This is a genomic window from Pseudomonas sp. LBUM1649 (assembly GCF_059716155.1).
Genome location: NZ_CP166807.1, coordinates 2,747,433 through 2,770,810 on the forward strand (window position 1 = coordinate 2,747,433; position 23,378 = coordinate 2,770,810).

A 23,378-nucleotide genomic window follows, 5' to 3' on the forward strand; every position below is an offset into this window, starting at 1 on the left:
GAAGCCCGGTGCATGGGTCATTGCGCCCCGAACACCATCGTCCAGTAAACCCCTTCATCGCTGCGTGCGTCCGTCGCATAGGCGGCACCCACTTGCGTGAACATCGGGTTCATCAGGTTGGCGCAATGCCCGGGGCTGGCCAACCAGCCGGCCATGGCCTTGTTCGGTGAGCCTTGGCCGGCGGCGATGTTTTCGCCGGCCGGCCACGCAAACCTGCGGCTCGCGCGCGGTCGGCAGGGGTCTCGGCATCGCGCACTGTGTAGCAGTCGAGACGGGGAAATTCAGTGTAAGGATAAGCACGGTGTGTAATTGCATGGACTTCACCATTGCATCTGACCACCCATTTGCATTCAACCTGACCAGCAAGGTGCCGGGTAGTCCAGATGTCTGCGAAGACTAACCATTATAGCGAAGGGCGTTGGCAACCAACGTGAAGGCCGGCAGAGACTGCTGCCGGCTCGAGTCCCTCGACTCACGAGTGAGCATTCTCAATTAGCGCAGCCATCCCTTGCGCTTGATGTAAACCAGTGGAAGAACCGCAGCCGAAAGGGTCAGTCCCATCGAATAGATGAAGCCGTGCTCCCACGAAAGCTCTGGCATCACCGCGAAGTTCATGCGGTAGAACGTGCCGACCAGTGTGGGTGGCAGGAAGACCGCTGTAATGATGGTGAACACTTTGACGATTTGGTTCTGTTTTATGTTGAGAATGTTCGTCACGGCGTTTTGCAGGTACCGTACCTTCTCGTGTTCGAAGTAGGCATGCTCCTTGACTCCGGTAACGTCGGCGGTGAGCTCGTTTACCAAACCCTGCAAATCCGCTTCGGTTACGTTATCCACCTCGCCACTGAGGTAGCGCACAGCTCGAGCAAGAGATAGCTGCGCCTCGATACAGAGTGAAATCAGTTCTTCCTTGTCGTTGAGAGCGCGCATCGTGTCGATCAAGTCCGGCACCCCCAACTCCTTACCACTCGCGTTGTAGCCATCGGATATTTCTGAGATCTCCTCGGCACTCTTTTCCAGCTCGTCGGCAATACGGTCGATAACAGCATCAGCACCGTCATTGGCCATCTGCAGTAATACCCGCAGCACTGCTTTCGGGCTCTGCGTATTGGCAGGTTTGCGGCGCAAGCGTTGCAGGGCGACATCAAACGGGCGGAAGTCCGCGTCATCGCAGAGAATCGCTACCACCTGCTCACCCAAGACGAAGGTCACACCTCCAAAATGCGGAGCTCCGTTCACATCCAATGCAAGCAGTTTGGAGCGCATATACAGAAAGTGGCCGTCCTCGACGACGCTACTGATTTTCGGGGATGTTTCAATGCCAAAGCGCTGCTGGAGGCTCGCGCGCTCTTCGACCGTAGGCGCGTTTACCTCAAGCCAAACGACGTCACGATCATGCTCCGGCTGAGGTAGCCCCTGAGCGATAGAAAGCGTTGCGTGATTCTTGTTAATGCTGCGGAAAAATCGAAAGACCGGCGTATGAGTTCATAGTGTCTGCGGTGAGTGCTGAAGCCGAAGGTGATACGCATCTCGGCAAAGTGATTACTCGTCTTGCTGATTGCTGTTGAGCAACTGCCCAACGTACGGAGCTCACGCCTTTTTCCAGGCTCACCCGGCTAGCCAACTGCTCCAGTTGGGCTGGGCTTGCAGGCGTGCCAATCAGTTCAGCGCGTACTTCGAGCTTGTCCGGGTTGGCCAGATCTTCACTGTGCAGTGATTGCAAGCGTAGTGCGCTACCGTTCAAACCATGCAGAACCAGGGTGCGCACATGCACCTCGTCCTCGGCCCGGCAGACGATGTTGAAGGTGAAGCGCTGGTCGACTTCCACGGCTGCGGCTGCGCCCTGGCGGTTTATGCGCTGAGCGGCTTCGCGCAACAGAATGTTGGCGCAGAGCACCACCAGAGTGCCGATGGCGGCCTCTAGCATATGCCCCATGCCTGACAGAATGCCTATCGCAGCAGAGCACCAGAGAGTGGCTGCGGTGTTGAGACCGCGCACATTGAGACCCTCACGCATGATCACGCCAGCGCCAAGAAAACCAATTCCGGAAACGACTTGCGCGGCGATTCTCGCGGCGCCGGAGTTATCGCCCTGCGAAGTGAGCAGCGACACCATGACGAACAAAGCCGCGCCAGTTGAAACCAGGGCATTGGTACGCAATCCGGCCAGGCGCTGGCGCAGTTGACGTTCGGCACCCACCAGGGCGCCTAGAGCGAGCGCGACGGTCACGCGCAGAAAGAAGATTTTCCAATCCATTATTCACTTCCATACCGACGATTGTTCGCTGAGCGAACAGGGTTACGGGGATGGATCGCGAAAGGCATGAGCGAAAACCCACAGACGCGTTCAAGCACTCGCATGCATGCGTTGGGGAAAGCTCAGGGGTAAATGGAGGGTCGATTCCCAGAACGGGAACGAAATACCACTATCCGCCGTAATACGGCAAGACAGTGGCAGAGAAGGGACTCTGCTGAACTAGCTCGCCGCTTTAGCCTGTCGTGATCGACTGGGGCAACTGTCCAAGACTGGTCTCCTGTGTGGACTAAAAAAGCGGGGGCGAAGGTAAATTCTTTCACTGGAGAAGTCAAACGTTCGATTCCTCGGGTGTCAGCAAAGTCTCCCACCCTGTCCGGCGTAACGAGTACGGCTATACCAAGGTATAGTTTTTTGCCCTTTTGCGTTGTAGCGAACACCGCTGTCAGTCCTTAACCTAGCCCTGTCTTCGCGTTCGAGTGTGACAACCTCGCAGCGGTCGCACATTGATATTTCATGCCCCGTCAATGCGGTCCGCCTATCGACCGCAGGTTAGGTCGCGCGAGCATACTGGCCTCGGCTTGGGGGCTATGACGAGGTGAATCATGCGTCTCCCATCTGCAACTCCCATTTCCAGATCTCTCACCCGAGGCTCGCCACCGCGTAACGGCTCATCCTGGTGGGCTGACCTCGGTTTTTTTATCCTGCTGGCGCTGGGGGCGATCTTGATCGTTCACGGTGTCGAGCAAATGAGCCAATCGCTGACGGTGCTCGATTCGGCGCCCGTATCATTGGAACTCGCCCACTTACCCGAATACGCTTTGCGCACCACCATGCGCATGTTCGTAGCCCTCGCCGCTTCGCTGGTGTTCACCCTGGTGATTGCCACCCTGGCGGCCAAAAGCCGCAAGGCCGAGCTGATTATCCTGCCAGCGCTGGACATCCTGCAGTCGGTGCCGGTGCTGGGTTTTCTGACCTTCACCGTGAGCTTCTTCATGGGTCTGTTCCCCGGCGGTCAGTTGGGGGTGGAGTGCGCGGCGATCTTCGCCATTTTTACCAGCCAGGCGTGGAACATGACGTTCAGCTTCTATCAGTCGCTGCGCACGGTGCCCAACGATCTGCATGAAGTGAGCCGCCAGTTCAACTTCTCGGCGTGGCACCGCTTCGTACGGCTGGAGTTACCGTTCGCCACGCCAGGGTTGGTATGGAACATGATGATGTCGATGTCCGGCGGCTGGTTTTTCGTGGTGGCATCCGAGGCCATTACCGTCGGCGACACCACAGTCAACCTGCCCGGTATCGGTTCGTGGTTGGCCCTGGCGATTGCCCAGAAAGACATGGCCGCCATCGCCTGGGCGGTGGCAATCATGGCGGTGGTGATTCTGGCCTACGATCAGTTGCTGTTCCGCCCCATCGTCGCCTGGGCCGACAAGTTTCGTTTCGAGCAGACCGCGTCGCAAAAGCGCCCGCGCTCCTGGGTGTACGACTTGGTCAGGGCCACCCGGCTGGTACCGGTTCTCATGCGCGGGTGTGCGAACATCAAGAGCGTCTTGATGCTGGTGAACATGCCAAAGCTTGGGCCGCTGTTGAAACTCACGCCCACTGCCCGTTTTAGCCGTGCTACCGACCTGATCTGGTTGGGTCTGGTATTGGCTGCCTGTGTCGTCGGTAGTTTGTATCTGGCGCGTTTCATTGGCACCACACTGGGCATGGAGGACGTGCTGGGTGCCTTTGGCCTTGGGCTCACTACCATGACACGGGTCGCGGTGCTGATCGTTATCGCCAGCGTGATTTGGGTGCCCATCGGCGTGTGGATCGGATTGAACCCGGTATGGGCAGAGCGCTTGCAACCTATGGCGCAGTTTCTCGCTGCGTTTCCGGCCAACGTCCTGTTCCCGTTCGCCGTGATCGCCATCGTCGGTCTGAAGCTCAACGCGGATATCTGGTTGTCGCCGCTGATGGTGCTGGGCACCCAGTGGTACATCCTGTTCAACGTGATCGCCGGCGCCAGCGCGTTGCCCACCGATCTGCGCGAAGCCGCGCGGATGTTTGACATGCGAGGGTGGCAGTGGTGGCGCCAAGTCGCCTTGCCGGGAATCTTCCCCTATTACGTGACTGGTGCGCTCACTGCCGCTGGCGGTTCGTGGAACGCCAGCATCGTGGCTGAAGCGGTGTCCTGGGGAGATCAACATTTGCAGGCATACGGGCTGGGCTCTTTTATCGCCAAGGCCACCGAAGCAGGGGATTTCCCACGCGTGGCGTTGGGCATTGTGGTGATGTCTGTGTTTGTCGTCAGTTTCAACCGCTTGTTGTGGCGTCCTTTGTACCGGTATGCCGAACGCCGTCTGCGTCTTGATTGAGGAATGAATCACATGAATGTCATGAAGAAGCGTTGCCTGGTGGATGTGCGTGAAGTACGGCATGTATATGGCAACCCCGGCGGGACCGAGCGCTTGGTGCTGGACAATGTCGCCATGCGCTTGAACGACGGCGAGATCGTCGGGCTGTTGGGGCGTTCAGGCTCTGGCAAATCAACCTTGCTGCGCTCCATTGCCGGCCTGATTTCGCCCACCTCAGGCGTGGTGGATTTCCCGGCCGGCCCTCGCGATTTGCCCAGTTCGGTCAGCATGGTGTTCCAGAGCTTTGCGCTATTCCCCTGGCTTACTGTGCTGCAAAATGTCGAAGTGGGCCTGGAGGCGCGTAATGTGCCTGCACCTGAGCGACGCAAGCGGGCATTGTCTGCCATCGATCTGATCGGCCTCGACGGCTTCGAAAGTGCCTACCCCAAGGAACTGTCCGGCGGTATGCGTCAGCGCGTCGGTCTGGCCCGCGCTTTGGTGGTCGACCCTAATGTGTTGCTGATGGACGAGCCGTTCTCGGCGCTGGACGTACTGACTGCCGAAACCCTGCGGACCGACCTGCTGGACCTCTGGTGCGAGGGGCGGATGCCAATCAAGTCGATCTTGATGGTCACTCACAACATTGAAGAAGCCGTGCTGATGTGTGATCGCATCTTGTTGTTCTCTTCCAACCCAGGGCGGGTGGTGAGTGAAATCGTGGTAGACCTGGCACAGCCTCGTAACCGCCTGGACCCGGCGTTCCAGGCATTGGTCGAGCAAATTTACGTGCAGATGACTGGGGGCGGTGAGGTAGATACGCACCGCCAGGGGCTATTCCCCGGGACCGGGGTGGGCATGGTCCTGCCGCTGGTGTCGACCAACACCCTGGCCGGATTGATCGAGGCGGTGAGTGCGCATCCTTATGATGGTCGTGCCGACTTGCCAGCGCTGGCCAGTACGCTGCACTACTCTGCCGATGAGTTGTTCCCAATTGCCGAAGTGCTGCAACTGTTGCGCTTTGCCGAACTGCGGGGCGGCGACATCAAACTGCTGCCAGCCGCTCGCAGTTACGCCCGATCCGATGTCGATGGGCGTAAGCAACTGTTCGCCCAGCATCTGCTCAGTTACGTACCCCTGGTCGCTCATGTGCGCCGGGTACTGGACGATCGCTCCACCCGCACCGCGCCGGCCCGGCGGTTTCGTGACCAGTTGGAAGACTTCATGTCCGAGCAAGATGCTGTCACTACCCTGGACTGTGTCACACAATGGGGGCGCTATGCTGAGCTGTACGCTTACGACGAAGTGGCCGACCTGTTCAGCCTGGACAACCCGTGCTGAGTCAACAAGCGCTCTGTAACCTGGAGCGCGTCACCGTGCTGTGGCGGGTAGTAATGTCAGTCGATGGCGCCGACAGGAGGAGCGATGCGAGAGAAGAGCAGAGTGGAAAGGGCCAAACTGGCGATTCGCCTGACGTTACTGCTTGGGCTGGCGCTGTGCATCACTGTGGCCGACACCGTCACCGACCTGGAAATTGCAGCGGGGGTGTTCCAGATCATTGTGGTGCTCATCGCCGTGAGTTTTCTGCCATCGCGTGGGGTGGTCGGCGTCGCGGCCATCTGCATGGTGTTGACGGTGGTCAGTTACCGGCTCACGCCCTCCGGTGACGCCGAGGCGGGGTTGATCAACTGTTTGATCAGCCTCGCTGTCATTGCCTGCACCACTTACCTGGCGTTACGCATGTCTGCGGCGATTCGTGCTGTGCATCAGGCCCGCGAGCACCTGGCCCATGTCGCCCGGATGAACGTGCTGGGTGAGCTCACAGCCTCCATTGCCCATGAAGTGAACCAGCCGTTGGCGGCAATCGCCACCAGCGGCAACGCTTGTCTGCGGTGGATGGGGGCGCAACCGGCAAACCTTCCCAAGGCCCGGCAGGCGGTGGAGAGGATTGTCGCCGATACCCATCGCGCCAGCGAAATCATTGCCCGGGTACGCGGTATGGCCCAACGTCACCCGCCGACCAAACAGTGGTTGAATGTCACCGACACTGTTACTGGTAGCCTGCAGCTGTTGCGTAGCGAATTGGATGAGCAAGGCATCACGTTGCGGTTGCATATTAACGAGGGGCTGCCGCCAATGTTGGCAGACCAGGTACAAATCCAACAGGTGTTATTGAATCTGGCCATGAATGCTGTGGACGCCATGCGCGATGTCGACCCCGAACGGCGCATTTTGGAATTGCATGTCGAACACGGTCCACGCGACCAATTGCACTTCTCGATCTGCGACCAAGGCAGTGGCTTGGCCCAGGAGGATTACGAGCGGCTCTTCGATGCCTTCTACACCACCAAGCACGACGGCATGGGTATCGGGCTGGCCATCAGCCGCTCTATTATCGAAGCCCATGACGGCCGTATCTGGGCCTGCGTCAACCCGCAGCTCGGTGCCACTTTCCACTTCACCTTGCCCTGTGGCTACAAGGAAAACTGATGACGGATGCTGTCGTTCTGGCCCCGGTCGAATCCATGGTTTACGTCGTCGACGACGACGCCTCGATACGCGCCTCACTGGAAGACCTGCTGGCTTCGGTCGGGTTGACCAGCATGACGTTCGGTTCCACTCGCGAATTCGTCGAGGCCCGACGACCGGACGCACCCGGCTGCCTGATTCTGGATGTGCGCATGCCGGGCATGAGCGGGCTAGATTTTCAGGACGAAATGCTGCGTTCCGGGATTTTGCTGCCGGTGATTTTCATCACTGCCCATGGCGACATCCCCATGTCGGTGAGGGCCATGAAAGCCGGCGCTCTAGAGTTTTTGACCAAACCGTTTCGCGAGCAGGACCTGCTTGACGCCATTGCCCGGGGCCTGCGCCATGACAGCGAAAGGCGTGCGGCGGCCGCGGGGCTGGCTGATTTGCAGTGCCGCCATGCCAGCCTCTCCGAGGGTGAGCTCAATGTCATGGAACTGGTGGTAACCGGGCTTTTGAATAAACAGATCGCCGCAAGGCTGGGAGTCAGCGAAGTCACGGTGAAAGTACGGCGCGGCGCCTTGATGCGTAAGATGAAAGCCGACTCCCTGGCCGAACTGGTCAAGTTGTCCGAACGTCTCAAGGAGGGTGGTCGCTAGGTTCTGACAAGCAAGTTGCTTCATCTTCGTCATGCCAAGTTTGGGTTTCTGGTTGGGCAATCGGCCTTGTTGTCGGTGCTGCCAGAGCAGTTTTACAATTCCCCCCGGTGTCAGGATAGTTGTCGCAAATCGAAGCCCGGCGGACTGAGCCCTGTGGAATACAGAACACGATCCGCTGGCTAGTGACAAAGACCGTCCAACATCTGGGGGTCAGTTCAAGTCAAGGCAGGCGTACACCACCAGTTCCACCAGCATCTCCTCCCGAGCCAACCCAGCCACGACGATGGCCGCGCGGTTGGGGTAGGGCGCCTGGAAATACTCGCCATAAATCGCGTTCACCGTCGCCAGGTAGCGGCGGTCGGTGACGTAGATCAGCACCTGGGTAACCGCGTCGAGCGTGCTGCCGGCGGCTTGCAGGGTATGCCGCAGATTGTCCAGGGTCTGCCGGGTTTGCGCTTCGATGCCCCCGCTGACCACCTGGCCTTCGCGGTCGATGGGGATCTGTGCGGTGTACAGCGTACCGTTGCCGACCACCGCCCATTCCAGTGGCGCGCGCGAGGCGAAAAGGTCGGTCTTGATCGCGTGTTTCATTGATTGGTTCCTGATGCATTGCAAGGTTTTATTGGGCATCGCTGCTTTCGCCGGCACCGCGCCGACGCGACTCCTCGGTGCTTTCCACCAGCACCTGCTCGCCGAGTTTTTTCAATTGGGCCCAGACGTCGTCGTCGACGACCAGCCCATCTGCGGACTGTCGTTCCGGTTGGGTGGCTGCAGGCATGGCATCCTCGGCACTGAGTCGCGGCAGCAGCGTGAAGTGCCGGGAGATCAGCACATTGATGCTTTGTTCGTCGCTCTGCGCCGGTTGCGGCAGGTCATACACCCGCAGGGTCGGGCGGGTTTGCCCGGCGCTGAAAGTGGCGACCAGCTCCTGGCGTGCATCGCGCCAGTAGACGCAAAAATTCAGCGCCTCTGCGGCACAGCGTGCCAGGTAACCGAGCAGCAGAATGCGGTTATGGCAGTGGCGGATGCGGATCAAAGCACTGCCGCCGCGCAAGGCCTTGCCTACACCCAGCTCGACCGCTTGGGCGGCGCAGCGCAAGACACTTTGACCGTGGGCATCGAGGGTCAACTGAGCGGCGTCTTCGTAGCAGGTTTCGATGGGGCGATCGACTTCGTCGTGGAGGAACGCCAGGGCCGTTTTCAACGCGCCGATGCCATCGAGGCCTTGCAGTTGCAGGCGGGCGATCATCTCGGCGGCGTCGTCGCAGTCACCGGGGGCGAAGCCGATGCCTTCGAAGGCCTTGCGGCAGATCACCTGGATTTCATTGAGCGAGACGCGCATATCAGTGTTCTCCGGCAGCGGTGGCGAGTGTCGGCATCACGGCGAAATTCCAGTCATCGGCGAAAGGCTGGCCAATCTCACTGACCAGCGGAGCACCCTGGAACAAGGTGATGCGCACCCAGCGGCTGGACTTGGGGTCGAACTTGCCGGCGCCGAAGAACGCCAGTTTGCAGCGCAGCAAGTGGATCGGCAGCATGCCGCGGTCCATCAGGTTGGCGCGAATTTCCCCGAAGGCGCAACGGGCCATGCCCTGCAACCGGCACACGGTGCCTTTGAACGACGGCTGCGCGAGCAGGAAATGCGCGGTCAATTGCTGTGGATGTTGTTCGCGGTAGGCCAGCAAGGCGCGGTGGCAACGCTGTATGTTGTGGGCGATCCCCAGTTGCATTTCCTTGTCCGCGCCAGGTTCCATGGCGCGTTCCCCCAGGCGCGGTTCTTCCTTTTCCGCCGAGCGATACCAGAAGAAGTGGTTGGCCTCGGCAGCGCCAAGGTCGTAGTCGAGCACCCAGCGGTAGCGGGTCTCGATCAGGTTGCACAGCGCGTCCAGCGGCATCTCGGCGTTCAGGCGAAAGCCCTCGTTGACCGACATCTGCTCGGCCAGCGGATCGACCTGTTCGGGGTACAGCTCCAGCTGCAGGCTGACCAGCAATTCCTGGCAGCCAAAGCCGGCGTTCAGCTCGGCCCAACCCTGCAGCCGTGACCACAGATCGGCGCTGACGGGCTGACAGGCGAACCACTCGCTCAATTGATCGAGATCGGCCAGGGTCTGCCGGTCGATTGCACTTTGCCGTTGGTCCTCGGTGCTGGTTTGTTGCAGGTGTCGGCGAGCCCGCTGCAACAGTGCCTGGAAACGCTGCACGCGGGGCACGTCAGCCGGTTGTGCCATAACCCGCGCCAGTGCGGTTTCACGGGCACAGATCCACTGGTCGACCAGTTGCGGGTGATTGATCAGGAAGGGCGCCATGCCCAGCCCCGTAGAGTTGCCGACCCCCAGGTAGCGTTGCAGCTCAATGTCCAACCCGACCGCCCGTTGCGGATTGCGCGCGCGGGCCATGTGCTCGATCTGCTCGATGCTGAAGTGCCGCAGCAGGTACACGGTGAACATCTGCGCGCTGAACGGTTGGGTGAAGTCGGCATTGCCTTGCAGGCAACTGAAGTCGGCGATGCCGAACTTGCCGTTGCCGTACACGGCGGTGGTGCGATACAGGTAGCCAACCTCCGCCAGTTGCCGTGGATCTGGCTGGCAACCTTCCGCCAGCGCCCCGAGGAAGCGCTCGAAGTTGCGCAGGCTGCGATTGGCCCGTGACAGCACCAGCACCCGCGCATCGAAACGCCCGGCTTCCTGCAACGGCACGTTGCGCCGCAAGTCGGCCAGTTGCGGCTCGTCGACATCGCCGGCCAGCAGCACGAAGCTGACGTCCCACTGATCGGCGATGACCCGGTCACTGCGTTTTTCCGGCGGCAGGTACATCGAGAAAATCACGCAGTGATAGTGGGCATGAGCGGTGTCGATCCGATAGATCGCCGTGCCGAAGCCTTCGGCGTCGAGATCGAAGCGGGTGCGCTCGATACGCCATTGCTCGTTCATCATCTTGCGCATGCAGCTGCGCACGAAACTCAGGCGGCTCTGGAAGTGACTGCCCAGCCGCTCCAGGTCCATGACCCGGGCGGCGGGCCGCAAGGCCGAAGAAGTGTCTGTGTCGGTGTGCGACATCATTGCGATTCCTGAACTGTTCATCATCAGACTGCCTGTTCCCGAGCCATCTGCCGGGCGATGCGCAGTGCATCCCAGAGCGACGGCAGGATCAGCAGCGAAACCGGTACGGCAGTAATTACGATAAAGGATTGCAGCGCCGTGACCCCGCCCGAGCCGATGGTGATCAGCACCACGGCGGCCAGGCCCATGCCTACTGCCCAGAAGGCGCGCAGCCATGGCTTGGGCTTGTCATTGCGGGGCTCATCATTACGGGACATGGCCATTGCCACGGTGAAGGCCATGGCATCGCCATTGGTGGCCACCGAAATGAAGCTCAGGAACAGGAACAGCGCCGAGACCAACCCACCCAATGGCAGGTTCTGGGTGACGCCCAGCAGCAAGGCTTCGGGTTGCGCGCCGTTGGCGGTGACGATGCCTGGCGTCTGCAGTTCCAGGCCGATGCCGGTTCCGCCGACCACGGTGAACCAGAACATGGTCACCAGCGGGGCGATGATCGACAGCGTCATGATCACCTCGCGAATGGTCCGGCCCCGGGAGATCTTCGCCACGTAGAGCGCCACCATCGGCGCGTAACCGATGAACCAGCCCCAGTAGAACACCGTCCACCAGTCGAGCCATTTAGGATCGGCACGGAACAGGGTCATTGGAATGAACTGCTCCAGGTGCAGGGCGAACGCCGTGGGGAAACCGCCGAGAATGAACGCGGTCGGCCCCAGCAGCACTATGAACAGCGCCAGGCCGATCATCAGCCACACGTTGATTTCGCTGACAAAGCGGATGCCCTTCAGGCCCACCAGGCAAGACGTGGTGTACATGATGGTGACCAGCACGATGGTGATCGATTGCACCGTCAGGTCATTGGGAATGCCCCACACCGAGTGCAACGCGCTGCTGATCTGCAGGCCGAGGAATCCGATCGGGCCGATAGTGCCGGCCACCACCGCAATGATCGAGGTGGCATCGGCCAACGTGCCGATCGGGCCCTTGAGCGCACGCTCGCCGAACAATGGATAGAGCAATGTGCGCGGTGCCAGGGGCAGGCCTTTGTCGTAATGCAGATGCATCAGCACGATCGCCAGCAGGCTGCCCAATACCGCCCAGGCCAGGAAGCCCCAGTGCACGAAGGATTGCGCGAGCGCGGCGTGGCCTGCCGCTTCGGTATGCGGCTGCACCCCGGCGAACAGCGGTGGGGGGCTGGCGAAGTGCATCATCGGTTCCGCTGCCGCCCAGAAGGCACCGCCACCGGCGAGCAGGGCGCACATGATCACGGCGATCCAGTTGAAGGTGCTGGTATCGGGACGCTGGTCGACGCCGCCGAGCCTGACCCGCCCGCACTTGCTGAAGCAGATGAACAGGCTCATGGCAAAGGTCGCCAGCATCAGGATCTGCCAGTACAGCCCGAAGAATTTAGTCGACCAGGCGAACAGCGTGTTGACCAGCAGCGACATGCCCTCGATGTCGACCAGCGCAGCGATCAGGAAGGCGCCGAGGAAGCCGCCACTGATCAGGAACAGCGGCCAGTCGATGTCTTTTTTCGGCGCCGACGCTTGCAGCGGCTGGTTGTCGGCTTGCAGTGTGGTAGTCGTTTTCATGATGCCTCCAAAATACGCGCCTGGGGCTGTGCATCGCCGGTCGGGGAGATGAACGGGAGGCTATTGTTGTTATTTTTCATGCTGTGCTGTCCTCACGGTGTGAAACCAGGGTCAGTGAATCAAGGGTCAGTTTTGCGCAGGTGTCGCGCTTTCCAACAGGCGCAACCAGTTGAGTCCCATGATGTTGCGTACCTCGTCCTCGGCGAAGCCACGGGCGCGCAGGCCCTGGGCGATGATCGGGAAATCCCGGCTGTCGCGGAACCATTGCAGCGGTGACGGCCAGTGGGCGTTGTCCTTTGAGCCTTCGCCGTAATCCTTGTCTTTGCTCCAGCGCCCGTTGCGCATCCATTCGAGCACTTGCAGGGGTTGCTGTTGGCACAGGTCGGTGCCGATGCCGATGTGCTCCACGCCCATCAGTTCGGCCGTGCTGGCGACCATGTCGCAGAACGACTCCAAGGTGCAGCCCGACGCACCCTTGAGGTGGAACGGGTAGGTGCTGAAACCCAGCAGGCCGCCGGACTCGGCGATACCGCGCAACACCACATTGGATTTGTTGCGTTTGGCCGCGTGGAAACTCGAAGGGTTGGCGTGGGAGACGATCACCGGCCGGCTCGACAACTCGATGGCTTCCAGGGTGCTGCGCTCGGCGCTGTGGGACATGTCAATCAACATGCCGACGCGGTTCATCTCGCGGATCACCTGGCGGCCGAAGCGGCTGATGCCATTGTCTTCGGTCTCATAACAGCCGCTGGCCAGCAGGCTTTGGTTGTTATAGGTCAACTGCATGATCAACACGCCGAGCTGGCGGAAGACCTCGACCAGGCTGATGTCGTCTTCGATGGGCGAACAGTTCTGGAAGCCGAAGAAAATCCCGACGCGACCTTCCTCGTGCGCAAGACGAATGTCTTGAGCGTTGCGCACCGGGCGAATCAGCTCCGGCCAGGTTTCAAAACGGCGGTTCCACTCGCCGATTCGCGACAGGGTTTCCCGGGCGTTCTCGTGGTACGCGATGGTGGCGTGAACGGCGCTCAGGCCACCGGCCCGCATCTGGCGAAAGATCTCTTCGTTCCAATGGGAATATTGCAGGCCATCGATCATCAATAAGTCGTGCATGGTGATCTCCCGTTCAAGGTCGCACGTAGGTGGTCTTGACCACGGTGTAGAATTCGCGGGCGTATTGCCCTTGCTCGCGCGGACCGAAGCTTGAGGCTTTGCGGCCGCCGAACGGCACGTGGTAATCGGTGCCGGCGGTGGGCAGGTTGACCATCACGCAACCGGTGCGGGCGCGGCGCTTGAAGTCGCTGGCGTAACGCAGCGACTGGGTGATGATCCCGGCGGTGAGGCCGTATTCGGTGTCGTTCAACACCGCCAGGGCCTGCTCGTAGTCGTTCACCCGGATCACGCAGGCAATCGGCCCGAACACTTCTTCGCGGTTGATGCGCATCTGGTTGGTGGTGTTAATAAACAGCGCGGGACGCATGTAGTGCCCGGCCGGTTGCAGGGCGAGCAATTCACCGCCTTCGACCAGGGTCGCACCGTCTTCCTCGGCCAGGTGCAGGTAATGAAGGTTCTGTTCCAGTTGGCGGGCTTCGGCGACAGGGCCAATCTGCACCCCTTGTTCAAGGGCATGGCCGACCTTCAACTGGCGCATGCGCGCGACCAGTGCCTCGACAAACCGGTCATGGATGCCATCGCAGACAATCAGGCGCGAGGAGGCGGTGCACTTTTGTCCGGTGCCGAAGAAAGCACCGTTCAAGGCGCATTCGACCGCGATCCCAAGATCGGCATCATCGAGTACCACCAGGGCGTTCTTGCTGCCCATCTCCAGCTGGCAGCGCACCAGGTTGCCAGCGGTGGCAACCGCGACGCGGCGGCCGGTCTGCAGGGAACCGGTGAACGTCAGCGCATCGATATCGGCTGACTGGATCAGGCTTTCACCCACCACACTGCCGCTGCCCATCACCAGGTTGAAGGTGCCTGCGGGCAAGGGCTGGCGGCTGATGATCTCGGTCAGTGCCCAGGCGCTGGCAGGCACCAGGTTGGCCGGCTTGAACACTACGGCGTTACCGAAGGCCAGGGCCGGGGCAATCTTCCAAGCGGCGGTGGCCATCGGGAAGTTCCACGGGGTGATGATGCCGACCACACCCACCGGTTCGCGCTGGACTTCGATCTCGATCCCGGGGCGTACCGAGGCGGCCGTTTCGCCCATCTGGCGCAACACTTCGGCGGCGTAGTAGTGGAAGAATTGCGCGCTGCGATGGACTTCACCGATGCCCTCGGCCAACGGCTTGCCCTCTTCGCGCGAGAGCAGTTCGCCGAGTTCTTCCTTGCGCGTCATCAGCTCGTTGCCGATGGCCATCAAGATTTGCTGGCGCTGTTCCAGGCCGCTGGCCGCCCACTGCGGCTGGGCGTCACGGGCGGCCGCGATGGCGTCCAGGGTCTGTTCGGCGCTGGCCTGGTGGTAGTGCCCGATCAGATCTTCGACATCCGAAGGGCTGTGGTTGGCGATAAGACCCTGGCCTTCGCACCAGTTGCCGCCAATGTAGTTTTTGTAGGGTTGCAGTGCCATGGGAACCTCCGATTGCGTTGGTCCCATCTTGAGAGTATTACTCTGCAAATAAAAATTAATAATAAATATGAAATGATAAGGAAAACTAACCGTGTTGCCCGAGCTGAAGATCACTCAACTGCGTTATTTCGTGCTCGTTGCCCAGCTGAAAAGCTTCCACGGCGCGGCCAGGCAGGCGTATCGCACGCAACCGGCGTTGTCGTTGGCCGTGCGCGAGCTGGAGCAGAAGCTCGGCCAGCCATTGTTCGAGAAGGGCGGTAAAACCGAGCTGACGCCGTTTGGCGCGCACTGTCTGCCGCTGTTCCAGGATTTGCTGGCGCATCACGATCGCATCGCCCGGGAAGTGAGCCTGCTGGCGCGGCACGAAATCGGCCAGGTGAGCATTGCCACGGTGCCGTCGGTGGCCAGCCGGTTGTTGCCGCACCTGCTTGCGCGGTTTGTGGGCGAGCACCCGAAAATGCAGATCAGCATTCAGGACGGCAACGCCGACAGCGTGCAGCAGCTATTGGTCCAGGGGCAGGTGGACTTTGCCATCAGCAGCGTCTGGGTGGCGGATGAAAACATAGAGTTCGTGCCGATCCTGAGTGACCGGGTAGGGGTGGTCTGCCGGCATGATCATCCGCTGGTGGCCCACGGCGGTGCGCTGCACTGGTCCAGCCTGCAAGCGTATCCACTGGTACGCAACGGCACCTCGCGCTTGCTGGCGGGAACGGACGCGGCGGGGTTGCTGGACAGCAGCCTGCTGTTCGTCTCCAACATGATTTCGCTGATCGCGATGCTCGAGGAGGGCATCGGCATCACCACGCTGCCGTCCCTGGCGTTTCCCCAGGGCAATGAACAGCTTGTGTTTTTACCCTTGGCCGAGCCCCGGGTGGAACGCCAGATCGGCATCCTGTGTCGCAAGGGTCATAGCCTGTCGCCGGCAGCGGCCGAGTTGATGGGCTTTCTCAAGGCGCAGATGCAAATGACCCCTGTAGGAGCCAGGCTTGCCGGCGAAAAATGATAGCGGGGTATTACAGATACACCGCAGAGCCTGGTTCGCGAGCAAGCTCGCTCCTACAATAACTTCCACGTGTAGTCGATGTTCACCCGCAGTTCATTGTCATCCCGGTGGCTGGCCTGCGCGGCAAAGTCGTTGCGATACCAGGCATTGCGCACGCGCACGGCCAAGCCCTTGAGCGGCGTGCCCTGCAACACATAGTTCAGCTCGACATCCTTTTCGCTTTCTGTCAGGTCCGAGCCCCCCAGCTTGGGCAACTCGATGTTGTCGCCGCGCACGTAACGCAACACGCCATTGAGCCCCGGCAAGCCCATGGCCACGAAGTTGTAGTCGTACCGCACTTGCCAACTGCGCTCCTTGGGATTGAGGAACTCCGAGCTCAACGTGCCTTCGGTAATGACCAACGGCTCGGTGCCGAACAGGTAGGGCATGGCTGTCTTGCCGGTCAGTTGCATGTAGCCGGCGCCGAATTTATGCGCCCCCAGGCTGTACGTCAGCATCAACGCCGCGTTGCGGTTGTCCACCGGGCCGGCCTTGGCGGCGCCGTCTTCGCCGGTGACGAACAGGCGCACGTCACTTTTCAGGCTGCCGGGCCCCATCGGGCGATTGTCGACCAAACCATAGAAATCCTTGCGGTACAGGTCAGCGAGTTCGGCGTGGTAGTACTTGAGGGTCAGCTGCGGCGACCAGGCGTAGTCACCACCGAGGAAGGTGAAACGGTCCGACTCGGCAGCGCCATTGAAACGTCCGTTGGGTGAGCCTACCGACATCTTCTGGTAGTCGGTGGAGTCGCGCAGGTTGATGCGATCCAGCCAGCCGGCGTGCAAGGTCAGGTTGTCTATTTCCCGGGACTTGAGATAGGCGCCACGGAACGTCTGCGGCAGCAGGCGGGTAGGGCTGGCGAAGGCGATCGGCAGGAAGGTGCTGATGGTACCCAGTTGCAACTCGCTGTTGGAGGCCCTGGCCTTGGCGGTCAGGCCCAACTCCGAATATTCGCTGGCCGGTTCCCGGGTGGCGGGGTCGTAGGGCAGCAAGCCGGTACCGGTGCGGTCCGGCGCAGAGTCCAGGCGCACGCCCAAAAGACCCTGGGCGTCGAGGCCGAACCCGACAGGCCCTTGGGTGTAGCCGGAACTCAGGTTGAGGATGAAACCTTGGGCCCATTCGCGGGCGGCGGCCTGGGGGGTGGCGTTCACGTAATTGCGGTCGAAGTAATAGTTGCGCAATACCAGATCGGCGTGGCTGTCGTCGACAAAGCCGGCGGCGCAAGCCTGGCCAACGGATAAAACGCAGGCGCAAGCGCTGAGCGCCCCGAGAGAATTCCTGAGCATGGCAGTGTTCACTTTTATTGTTGTAGGGGGGACCCGCGCCGTCGCGACGCGGGGAATTGCGGTCAGGGTGTCAGTCGGGTTGAGTGCCGTTGCGTCGTACCGACAGGTAGAACATCGCCAATGCCGCGATGACGATTCCCGGTGCCGAGGCCATCATCACGCCGGTGGTGCCGGTGCCCAGCGCGAGCATTTTGCCGGCCACCAAGGGGCCGCTCATGGCGCCCAACCGGCCGATGGCGACGGCGCTGCCGACGCCCGTGGCACGTACCGACGGACGATAGAAATGCGGTGCCAGGGCATACAGCACGCATTGCCCGCCAGTGGCGAAAAAGCCGGCGACGAAACCGGCCAGCAACATGCTTTGCAATTGACTGGCCATGCCCAGTGCGGTCAGCGAGGCGAGCAGGCCGACATAGATCAGCGCGGACAGCGCCCAGGCCGGTAACCGGTCCATTACCCAGCCGAGCGACAAGGTGCCCGCCGCCGCGCCAAACTGCAGGGCCAGCATCACCCAGCTCGCCTGGGTCCCGCTGAAGCCTTGACCGATCAACAGGCTGGGCAGCCAGTTGATCAGGATGTAGACCACCATGAGCGTAAAGAAATAACTGACCCAGATCATCGCGGTCGGCAGCGCCGCACCTTCCCGGAACAGGCCGCGAACCACACCGCCTGGTGCGGTGTCCTGGGCACCGCGAAGAAACTGCGCCGACTCCGGCAGGTAAAGTCCCAGCAGCGGTACGATCAACAGGGGCACCACGCCACCGACGTAGAACACCACCTGCCAGCCACCGGCCAGGTCGGCGATCCCGATGCTGGCCGCCAGTGCCGCACCCAACGGCACGCCACAGTACATCAGGCTCACGGCGGTGCCGCGCAGGCGCGGCCCCGCCACTTCGCTGCAGAGGGCGATCAGGTTGGGTAGGGCGGCACCCAGGCCCACGCCAGTCAGGCAACGGGCGATCAGCAAACTGTTGAAGTCCCAGGCCACGGCCGTGAGCAACGAGAACACCCCGAACAGGGACACCGAGGCCATCAGCACGCGTTTGCGGCCGATGCGGTCGGCCAGCAGGCCGCCGAAGAAGGCACCGGGCAGCAGGCCGAAGATCCCGGCGCTGAAGACCCAGCCCATATGCAGCTTGTCCAGTTCAAACGCAGCCGCCATTCCCTGGGCGGCGATCCCTGAGGCTTGCAGGTCGAGGCCTTCCATCAGGGCGACGAGGAAGCACAGACCGATGGTCCGCGCCAGGTAGAGCGGGGTTGTCACGTTCAGCGATGTCATGGGCAATACCCGTTTTATTGTTGTTATGGCAATCAGAGGGCGGACCCTGTGGGAGCGAGCCGGCTCCGGGCGGCGTTCCGACGATGGCGTCGGGTCAGTCAACGATGATGTTGAATGAAATGCCCTCATCGCGAGCAGGCTCGCTCCCACAGGTTGTGTGGCGTTAACGTTTGAGCAGGTCCAGCGCGACGTCGACGATCATGTCTTCCTGACCGCCAACCATCCGGCGTTTGCCCAGTTCGACGAGGATGTCGAGGGTCTTCAGGCCGTATTTCGCGGCAGCGATTTCGGCGTGGCGCAGGAAGCTCGAGTAGACCCCGGCATATCCCAGCGCCAGGGTCTCGCGGTCGACCCGCACCGCACGGTCCTGCAGCGGGCGGACGATGTCGTCGGCGGCGTCCATCAGCGTGTACAGGTCGGTACCGTGGTTCCAGCCCAGGCGCTCGGCGGCGGCGATAAACACTTCCAGTGGTGCGTTACCGGCCCCAGCCCCCATGCCGGCGAGGCTGGCGTCGATGCGGTCGCAGCCTTCCTCGACCGCGGTGATGGAGTTGGCCACCCCCAGGCTCAGGTTGTGGTGTGCGTGCATGCCGGTCTCGGTTTCTGGCTTGAGCACTGCCTTGAACGCACGGAAACGCTCGCGGATATCCTGCATGTTCATCGCGCCACCGGAGTCGGCCATGTACACGCAAGTCGCGCCGTAGCTCTCCATCAGCTTGGCCTGGGCAGCCAGTTGCTCGGCCGGGATCATGTGGCTCATCATCAGGAAACCGACGGTGTCCATGCCCAGCTCGCGGGCATACTCGATGTGCTGTTTCGAGACATCCGCTTCGGTGCAATGGGTGGCGATGCGCACCACCCGGGCACCGGCGTTGTAAGCCGCCTTGAGGTCATGCACGGTGCCGATGCCGGGCAACAGCAAGGTCGTGATCTTGGCGTGGCTGATCACGTCGGCCGCGGCTTCGATCCATTCCAGATCGGTGTGCGCAGCGAACCCGTAATTGAAGCTCGAACCTTGCAGGCCGTCGCCGTGGGCCACTTCGATCGAGTCGACGCGGGCCTTGTCCAGGGTCCGGGCGATGTCCTGCACGTTCTGGATCGAGTACTGATGACGGACAGCATGGCTGCCGTCGCGCAGGGTCACGTCGGAGATGTAGAGTTTTTTGCCGTTCATTTCGGTCTCCTCAGGCGTTAAGCATCGACTGCGCCATGCGCTCGGCGGTGGCCAAGGCTGCGGAGGTCATGATGTCGAGGTTGCCGGCATACGCTGGCAAGTAATGGGCGGCGCCTTCGACTTCGAGGAACACCGAGGTCTTCAGGCCGGAGAGTTTTCCCAGGCCGGGGATGTTCAGCGGCGCGTCTTCGGGAATCACGTCGAACTGGACTTTTTGCTTCAGGCGATAGCCCGGTACATAGGCCTGCACGGCCGCGGCCATTTCGACAATCGAAGCCTCGACCAGAGCCTGATCCGCCGCCTCGGACAGCACAAACACCGTGTCGCGCATTATCAGCGGTGGTTCAGCCGGGTTCATCACGATGATCGCCTTGCCCTTGCTCGCGCCACCGATCACTTCAATGGCCTTGGAGGTGGTTTCGGTGAACTCGTCGATGTTGGCGCGGGTGCCGGGACCGGCGGACTTACTGGCAATGGAAGCGACGATTTCGGCGTAATGCACCTTGGCCACGCGTGAAACCGCCGCGACCATGGGGATGGTCGCCTGGCCACCGCAGGTGACCATGTTGGCGTTGAGCTGGTCCAGGTTCTGTTCCAGATTCACCACCGGCACGCAGTACGGGCCGATCGCCGCCGGTGTCAAGTCGATCAGGCGGATGCCAGGCTTGATCGAGCGCAGAAACGCATCGTTCTTGACGTGGGCGCCGGCCGAAGTGGCATCGAAGACGAAGTCGATGTCCTTGAACACGTCCATGCGGGTCAGGCCTTCGACGCCTTCATGGGTCACGGCCACCCCCATGCGCTGGGCGCGGGCCAAACCGTCGGAGGCCGGGTCGATCCCCACCATGACCGCCATTTCCAGGTGCCTGGCGTTACGCAGGATTTTGATCATCAAGTCTGTGCCGATGTTGCCGGAACCGACGATGGCGACTTTCAATTTGTTGTTCATGGTTGTTGCCTCTTTTGCACGCAAGTCGCCGATCACTCGGCGCTACTTTCTTCCGAAAAGCTCACACCGACGCGGCCGATGCCTTCGATCTCAGCCTCGAAACGATCACCGCCCGCCACCGCCACCATCGGCCCCAGGGCGCCGGTGAGAATGATGTCGCCGGCCCGCAGCGGATCGCCCAGGCGAGCCATGGTGCAGGCCAGCCAGACGGCGGCGTTGAGAGGATGACCGAGGCATTCGGCACCACTGCCGCTTGAAACTTCTTCGCCATTGCGGGTCATGCGCATGTTGGCCAGGCTCAAGTCGAGCCCATCGATACGGCGTGCCGTTTCACCCAGCACGAAACAGCCACTGGAGGCGTTGTCCGCCACGGTATCGACGAAGCGGATGTTCCAGCCCTGGATCCGGCTACCGACGATTTCCAGGGCCGGGACCACCCAGCCGGTCGCAGCGAGCACGTCGTCGAAACCGGTCTCGGGGCTTGGCAGGTCCTGCTCGAGGATCAGGGCGATTTCCGCCTCGATCTTCGGCTGCATGACGCGGCCTATCGGTACGGTTTGGTTGTCGGTGTAGTGCATGTCGGCGAGCAGGGTGCCGAAGTCTGGCTGATCGACCCCCAGTTGCTGCTGGACCTTGGGATTGGTCAGGCCGATCTTGCGGCCAACCACGCGGTTGCCGTCGGCCAGGGCATGGGCAATGTTGAGGCGCTGGATGGCGTAGGCGGCTGCGGCGTTGTCTTCGCCAATCTGCTCGCGCAGCGGGGCAATGGCCTCGTTGCTGGCCTGGGCCTGGCGCAGGCCAGCGGCGAGGTGTTCCAGGGTTTTTTGAGTAGGGAGCATGTCGGCCTCTGTCATCAGTGGGTCAGGAAGTCCAGGACCAGGCGGTTGAACGTCTCGGCGTGTTCCCACTGGGCCCAGTGGCCGCAGCGGTTGAACACATGCAATTGGGCGTCGGGCAGCCCGGCCAGCAGGCGCAGGCCGGTGTCCATGGGCACGAAGCGGTCTTCGCGACCCCAGACCAGCAGGGTTTGCGCCTTGATTTCATGCAAGCGGTGGCTGAAATCCGAGAATTGCTTGGGGTTGAGGGTGCTGCTCTTGACGAAGTTCTCCAGGTGATCGCGGCGTGCGAGGAGGTTGTCCAGGCGGGTCTGGAACAAATCGTCGGAAATGCTGCTGGCGTCGAAGACGAACACGTTCATCATCTTCTTCAGGTTTTCGATGGTCGGGTCGCGGTACAGCGCGCCTATCAGCTTGATGCCTTCGGTAGGCTGCGGGACAAAGGCGCTGGGGCCGCCGGTGCCACCCCCCATCAGCACCAGTTTGCCGACCCGCTGCGGGTTGGCGAGCGCGAACGCCACGCTGCTGTGGCCGCCCATGGAGTTGCCGAGGATGTGCACGCGGTCCAGGTCAAGCACGTCGAGCAGGCCTTTGAGCGCACGGGCATTGAGATCCGAGCGCGAGCCGTCGCAGACGATCGGGTCGCTCTTGCTCCAGCCTGGACAGTCCATGAGGATCACGCGGTAGCCGGCGTTCACCAGTGGATCGATGTTGCGGTGGAAGTTGGCCCAACCGCTGGCACCGGGGCCTGAGCCATGGAGCATGACTATAGTTTCGGCACTCTCGGCACTCGGGTTTTCAGGATTGTGGCCAACGTCGTTGTAATGCAGTTGCAGGTCCAGGTCGCCTTCCTTGATACGGGCAAAGCGGCTGGTGGATGCTTCGGTGAACGCAGTGGCAGTCATGGCAGTTCCTTGGATTCAGTGGTTGTTGTTCAGCGGCTGGGCGCCAAGGGCGGCAAAGCCTGCGATCCATTCGGGAATCGGGCGGTAGTAGCGACCTTCGGTGCGATACGGGCCGAACGCAGACAGCGCGGCGAAGGCGGCGACCCAGGTCTTCACTTCGTGGGTGGACTTGCCGGCCAGGGCCGACAACTGGTCATTGCCCAGGGCATCGAGGTCGCTGAGTCGACCCTGTTCGAGGGTGTCGAGAAACTGCCGGTCCCATGTCGGGTTGAGGGGGTGCAGGCTGTGCTGGTCTTCGACGAAGTCCCTGGCGGCTTGAATGACCCGGTTCTGCCGCGCCTGTCGCTCATCGGCCGGCAACTGACGACCGCTGCCCATCAGGCGATCGGCCATGCGCGCATCGACCTTGGCCAGTTCCGGCACAGGTGGCTGGTGGGACAAGCCACCGGAGGCCAGGAACAGCACGCGCTTGTCCAGCGACTTCGCCCACAGGCCGATGGCTTCACCGAGCAGCCGGGCACGCTTGAAACCGGGCAGGGGCACGGCGACGCAATTGATGAACACCGGAATCACCGGGCAGCCTTGCAAGCCTCCGAGCAAGAGTTCCAGGGGCTGGGCGAACGCGTGGTCGACCTGCATGCGGTAGGAAACGGCGGTATCGACGCCAGCATCCAGGACTGATTGGGCGCAGGCTTCGGCGAGCGCCTTGGGGACGTCCAGGGGGCCGGCGGCCGTGTCGAAATCGCCGATGGCATCGGCCGCCATGCCGATGCAGAACGCTGGCATCACATCGTAGAAAAAACCGTTGTAGTGGTCCGGCCCGAACAGCACGATCAGTTGCGGTGCAAAGCGGGCGATGCGCTCGCGGGCCTCGGCGGTCATCGCGTCGACTTCGGCCAACACCTGCGGCGTCGGGTCGACGTGGCCCACCAGCGGGGTGTGCGACAGGCAGTGCAGATAAGCACTCAT

At 61.5% G+C, this 23,378-nt stretch carries 19 protein-coding genes and 2 pseudogenes; 5 read left to right on the forward strand and 16 right to left on the reverse strand.

Going from position 1 to position 23,378, the window contains the following annotated elements:
• Positions 1-17 precede the first annotated feature (17 nt).
• From ACA058_RS12865 to ACA058_RS12875, 3 genes and pseudogenes are all read right to left on the reverse strand, one after another.
• Positions 18-250, reverse strand: a pseudogene (locus tag ACA058_RS12865) (CAP domain-containing protein); the annotation flags it as partial.
• A 242-nt stretch (positions 251-492) separates the two neighbouring features.
• A complete protein-coding gene (locus tag ACA058_RS12870; RefSeq protein ID WP_497639923.1) occupies positions 493-1,452 on the reverse strand; it encodes a CorA family divalent cation transporter in 960 nt (319 codons plus the stop codon).
• A gap of 118 nt (positions 1,453-1,570) precedes the next feature.
• Positions 1,571-2,257 (reverse strand): annotated as a pseudogene (locus ACA058_RS12875) (MgtC/SapB family protein); the annotation flags it as partial.
• A 746-nt stretch (positions 2,258-3,003) separates the two neighbouring features.
• Here ACA058_RS12875 and ACA058_RS12880 point away from each other — a divergent pair.
• From ACA058_RS12880 to ACA058_RS12895, 4 genes are all read left to right on the forward strand, one after another.
• Complete coding sequence (locus ACA058_RS12880; RefSeq protein WP_497639924.1) at positions 3,004-4,614, forward strand: ABC transporter permease; 1,611 nt, start codon at positions 3,004-3,006, stop codon at positions 4,612-4,614.
• A 12-nt stretch (positions 4,615-4,626) separates the two neighbouring features.
• On the forward strand, positions 4,627-5,931 hold the full coding sequence (locus tag ACA058_RS12885) for an ABC transporter ATP-binding protein (protein ID WP_497639417.1): 1,305 nt from the start codon (positions 4,627-4,629) through the stop codon (positions 5,929-5,931).
• A gap of 84 nt (positions 5,932-6,015) precedes the next feature.
• Complete coding sequence (locus tag ACA058_RS12890; protein ID WP_497639418.1) at positions 6,016-7,080, forward strand: sensor histidine kinase; 1,065 nt, start codon at positions 6,016-6,018, stop codon at positions 7,078-7,080.
• Positions 7,080-7,718: a response regulator transcription factor gene (locus ACA058_RS12895; protein ID WP_497639419.1), complete on the forward strand. Its 639-nt coding sequence runs from the start codon at positions 7,080-7,082 to the stop codon at positions 7,716-7,718. The genes ACA058_RS12890 and ACA058_RS12895 overlap by 1 nt, the downstream gene beginning before the upstream one ends.
• A 210-nt stretch (positions 7,719-7,928) precedes the next feature.
• Here the strand turns inward: ACA058_RS12895 and ACA058_RS12900 are convergent, their stop codons facing one another.
• The 6 genes from ACA058_RS12900 to ACA058_RS12925 form a co-directional block, all read right to left on the reverse strand.
• Complete coding sequence (locus tag ACA058_RS12900; RefSeq protein WP_497639420.1) at positions 7,929-8,309, reverse strand: RidA family protein; 381 nt, start codon at positions 8,307-8,309, stop codon at positions 7,929-7,931.
• Positions 8,310-8,337: 28 nt separating this feature from the next.
• Positions 8,338-9,060, reverse strand: coding sequence for a DUF3726 domain-containing protein (locus ACA058_RS12905; RefSeq protein WP_497639421.1), 723 nt, complete (start codon positions 9,058-9,060; stop codon positions 8,338-8,340).
• A 1-nt stretch (position 9,061) separates the two neighbouring features.
• Positions 9,062-10,777 carry a hypothetical protein gene (locus ACA058_RS12910; RefSeq protein WP_497639422.1) on the reverse strand — a complete coding sequence of 572 codons (1,716 nt, stop codon included), beginning with the start codon at positions 10,775-10,777 and terminating at the stop codon, positions 9,062-9,064.
• A 23-nt stretch (positions 10,778-10,800) separates the two neighbouring features.
• Positions 10,801-12,369, reverse strand: a complete 1,569-nt coding sequence (locus tag ACA058_RS12915; protein ID WP_497639423.1) for a BCCT family transporter — start codon at positions 12,367-12,369, stop codon at positions 10,801-10,803.
• A gap of 126 nt (positions 12,370-12,495) precedes the next feature.
• Positions 12,496-13,482 carry a dipeptidase gene (locus tag ACA058_RS12920; protein WP_497639424.1) on the reverse strand — a complete coding sequence of 329 codons (987 nt, stop codon included), beginning with the start codon at positions 13,480-13,482 and terminating at the stop codon, positions 12,496-12,498.
• 13 nt (positions 13,483-13,495) lie between these two features.
• Positions 13,496-14,938: an aldehyde dehydrogenase family protein gene (locus ACA058_RS12925; protein WP_497639425.1), complete on the reverse strand. Its 1,443-nt coding sequence runs from the start codon at positions 14,936-14,938 to the stop codon at positions 13,496-13,498.
• 91 nt (positions 14,939-15,029) lie between these two features.
• Here ACA058_RS12925 and ACA058_RS12930 point away from each other — a divergent pair, with 91 nt between their 5' ends.
• Complete coding sequence (locus ACA058_RS12930; protein WP_497639426.1) at positions 15,030-15,941, forward strand: LysR family transcriptional regulator; 912 nt, start codon at positions 15,030-15,032, stop codon at positions 15,939-15,941.
• A 53-nt stretch (positions 15,942-15,994) separates the two neighbouring features.
• Here ACA058_RS12930 and ACA058_RS12935 read toward each other — a convergent pair whose 3' ends face one another.
• The 7 genes from ACA058_RS12935 to mhpB all read right to left on the reverse strand — a co-directional run bounded on the left by ACA058_RS12935 (position 15,995) and on the right by mhpB (position 23,378).
• Positions 15,995-17,266 carry an OprD family porin gene (locus tag ACA058_RS12935; RefSeq protein WP_497639427.1) on the reverse strand — a complete coding sequence of 424 codons (1,272 nt, stop codon included), beginning with the start codon at positions 17,264-17,266 and terminating at the stop codon, positions 15,995-15,997.
• A gap of 70 nt (positions 17,267-17,336) precedes the next feature.
• Positions 17,337-18,545 carry a 3-(3-hydroxy-phenyl)propionate transporter MhpT gene (mhpT, locus tag ACA058_RS12940; protein WP_497639428.1) on the reverse strand — a complete coding sequence of 403 codons (1,209 nt, stop codon included), beginning with the start codon at positions 18,543-18,545 and terminating at the stop codon, positions 17,337-17,339.
• Positions 18,546-18,708: 163 nt separating this feature from the next.
• On the reverse strand, positions 18,709-19,719 hold the full coding sequence (dmpG, locus tag ACA058_RS12945; RefSeq protein ID WP_497639429.1) for a 4-hydroxy-2-oxovalerate aldolase: 1,011 nt from the start codon (positions 19,717-19,719) through the stop codon (positions 18,709-18,711).
• A 10-nt stretch (positions 19,720-19,729) separates the two neighbouring features.
• Positions 19,730-20,668, reverse strand: coding sequence for an acetaldehyde dehydrogenase (acetylating) (locus ACA058_RS12950; RefSeq protein ID WP_497639430.1), 939 nt, complete (start codon positions 20,666-20,668; stop codon positions 19,730-19,732).
• Positions 20,669-20,700: 32 nt separating this feature from the next.
• Complete coding sequence (gene mhpD, locus ACA058_RS12955; RefSeq protein WP_497639431.1) at positions 20,701-21,507, reverse strand: 2-keto-4-pentenoate hydratase; 807 nt, start codon at positions 21,505-21,507, stop codon at positions 20,701-20,703.
• A 14-nt stretch (positions 21,508-21,521) separates the two neighbouring features.
• Positions 21,522-22,409, reverse strand: coding sequence for an alpha/beta fold hydrolase (locus ACA058_RS12960; protein WP_497639432.1), 888 nt, complete (start codon positions 22,407-22,409; stop codon positions 21,522-21,524).
• A 15-nt stretch (positions 22,410-22,424) separates the two neighbouring features.
• Positions 22,425-23,378 (reverse strand): 3-carboxyethylcatechol 2,3-dioxygenase, encoded by a 954-nt coding sequence (gene mhpB, locus ACA058_RS12965; RefSeq protein ID WP_497639433.1) that lies wholly within the window; start codon positions 23,376-23,378, stop codon positions 22,425-22,427.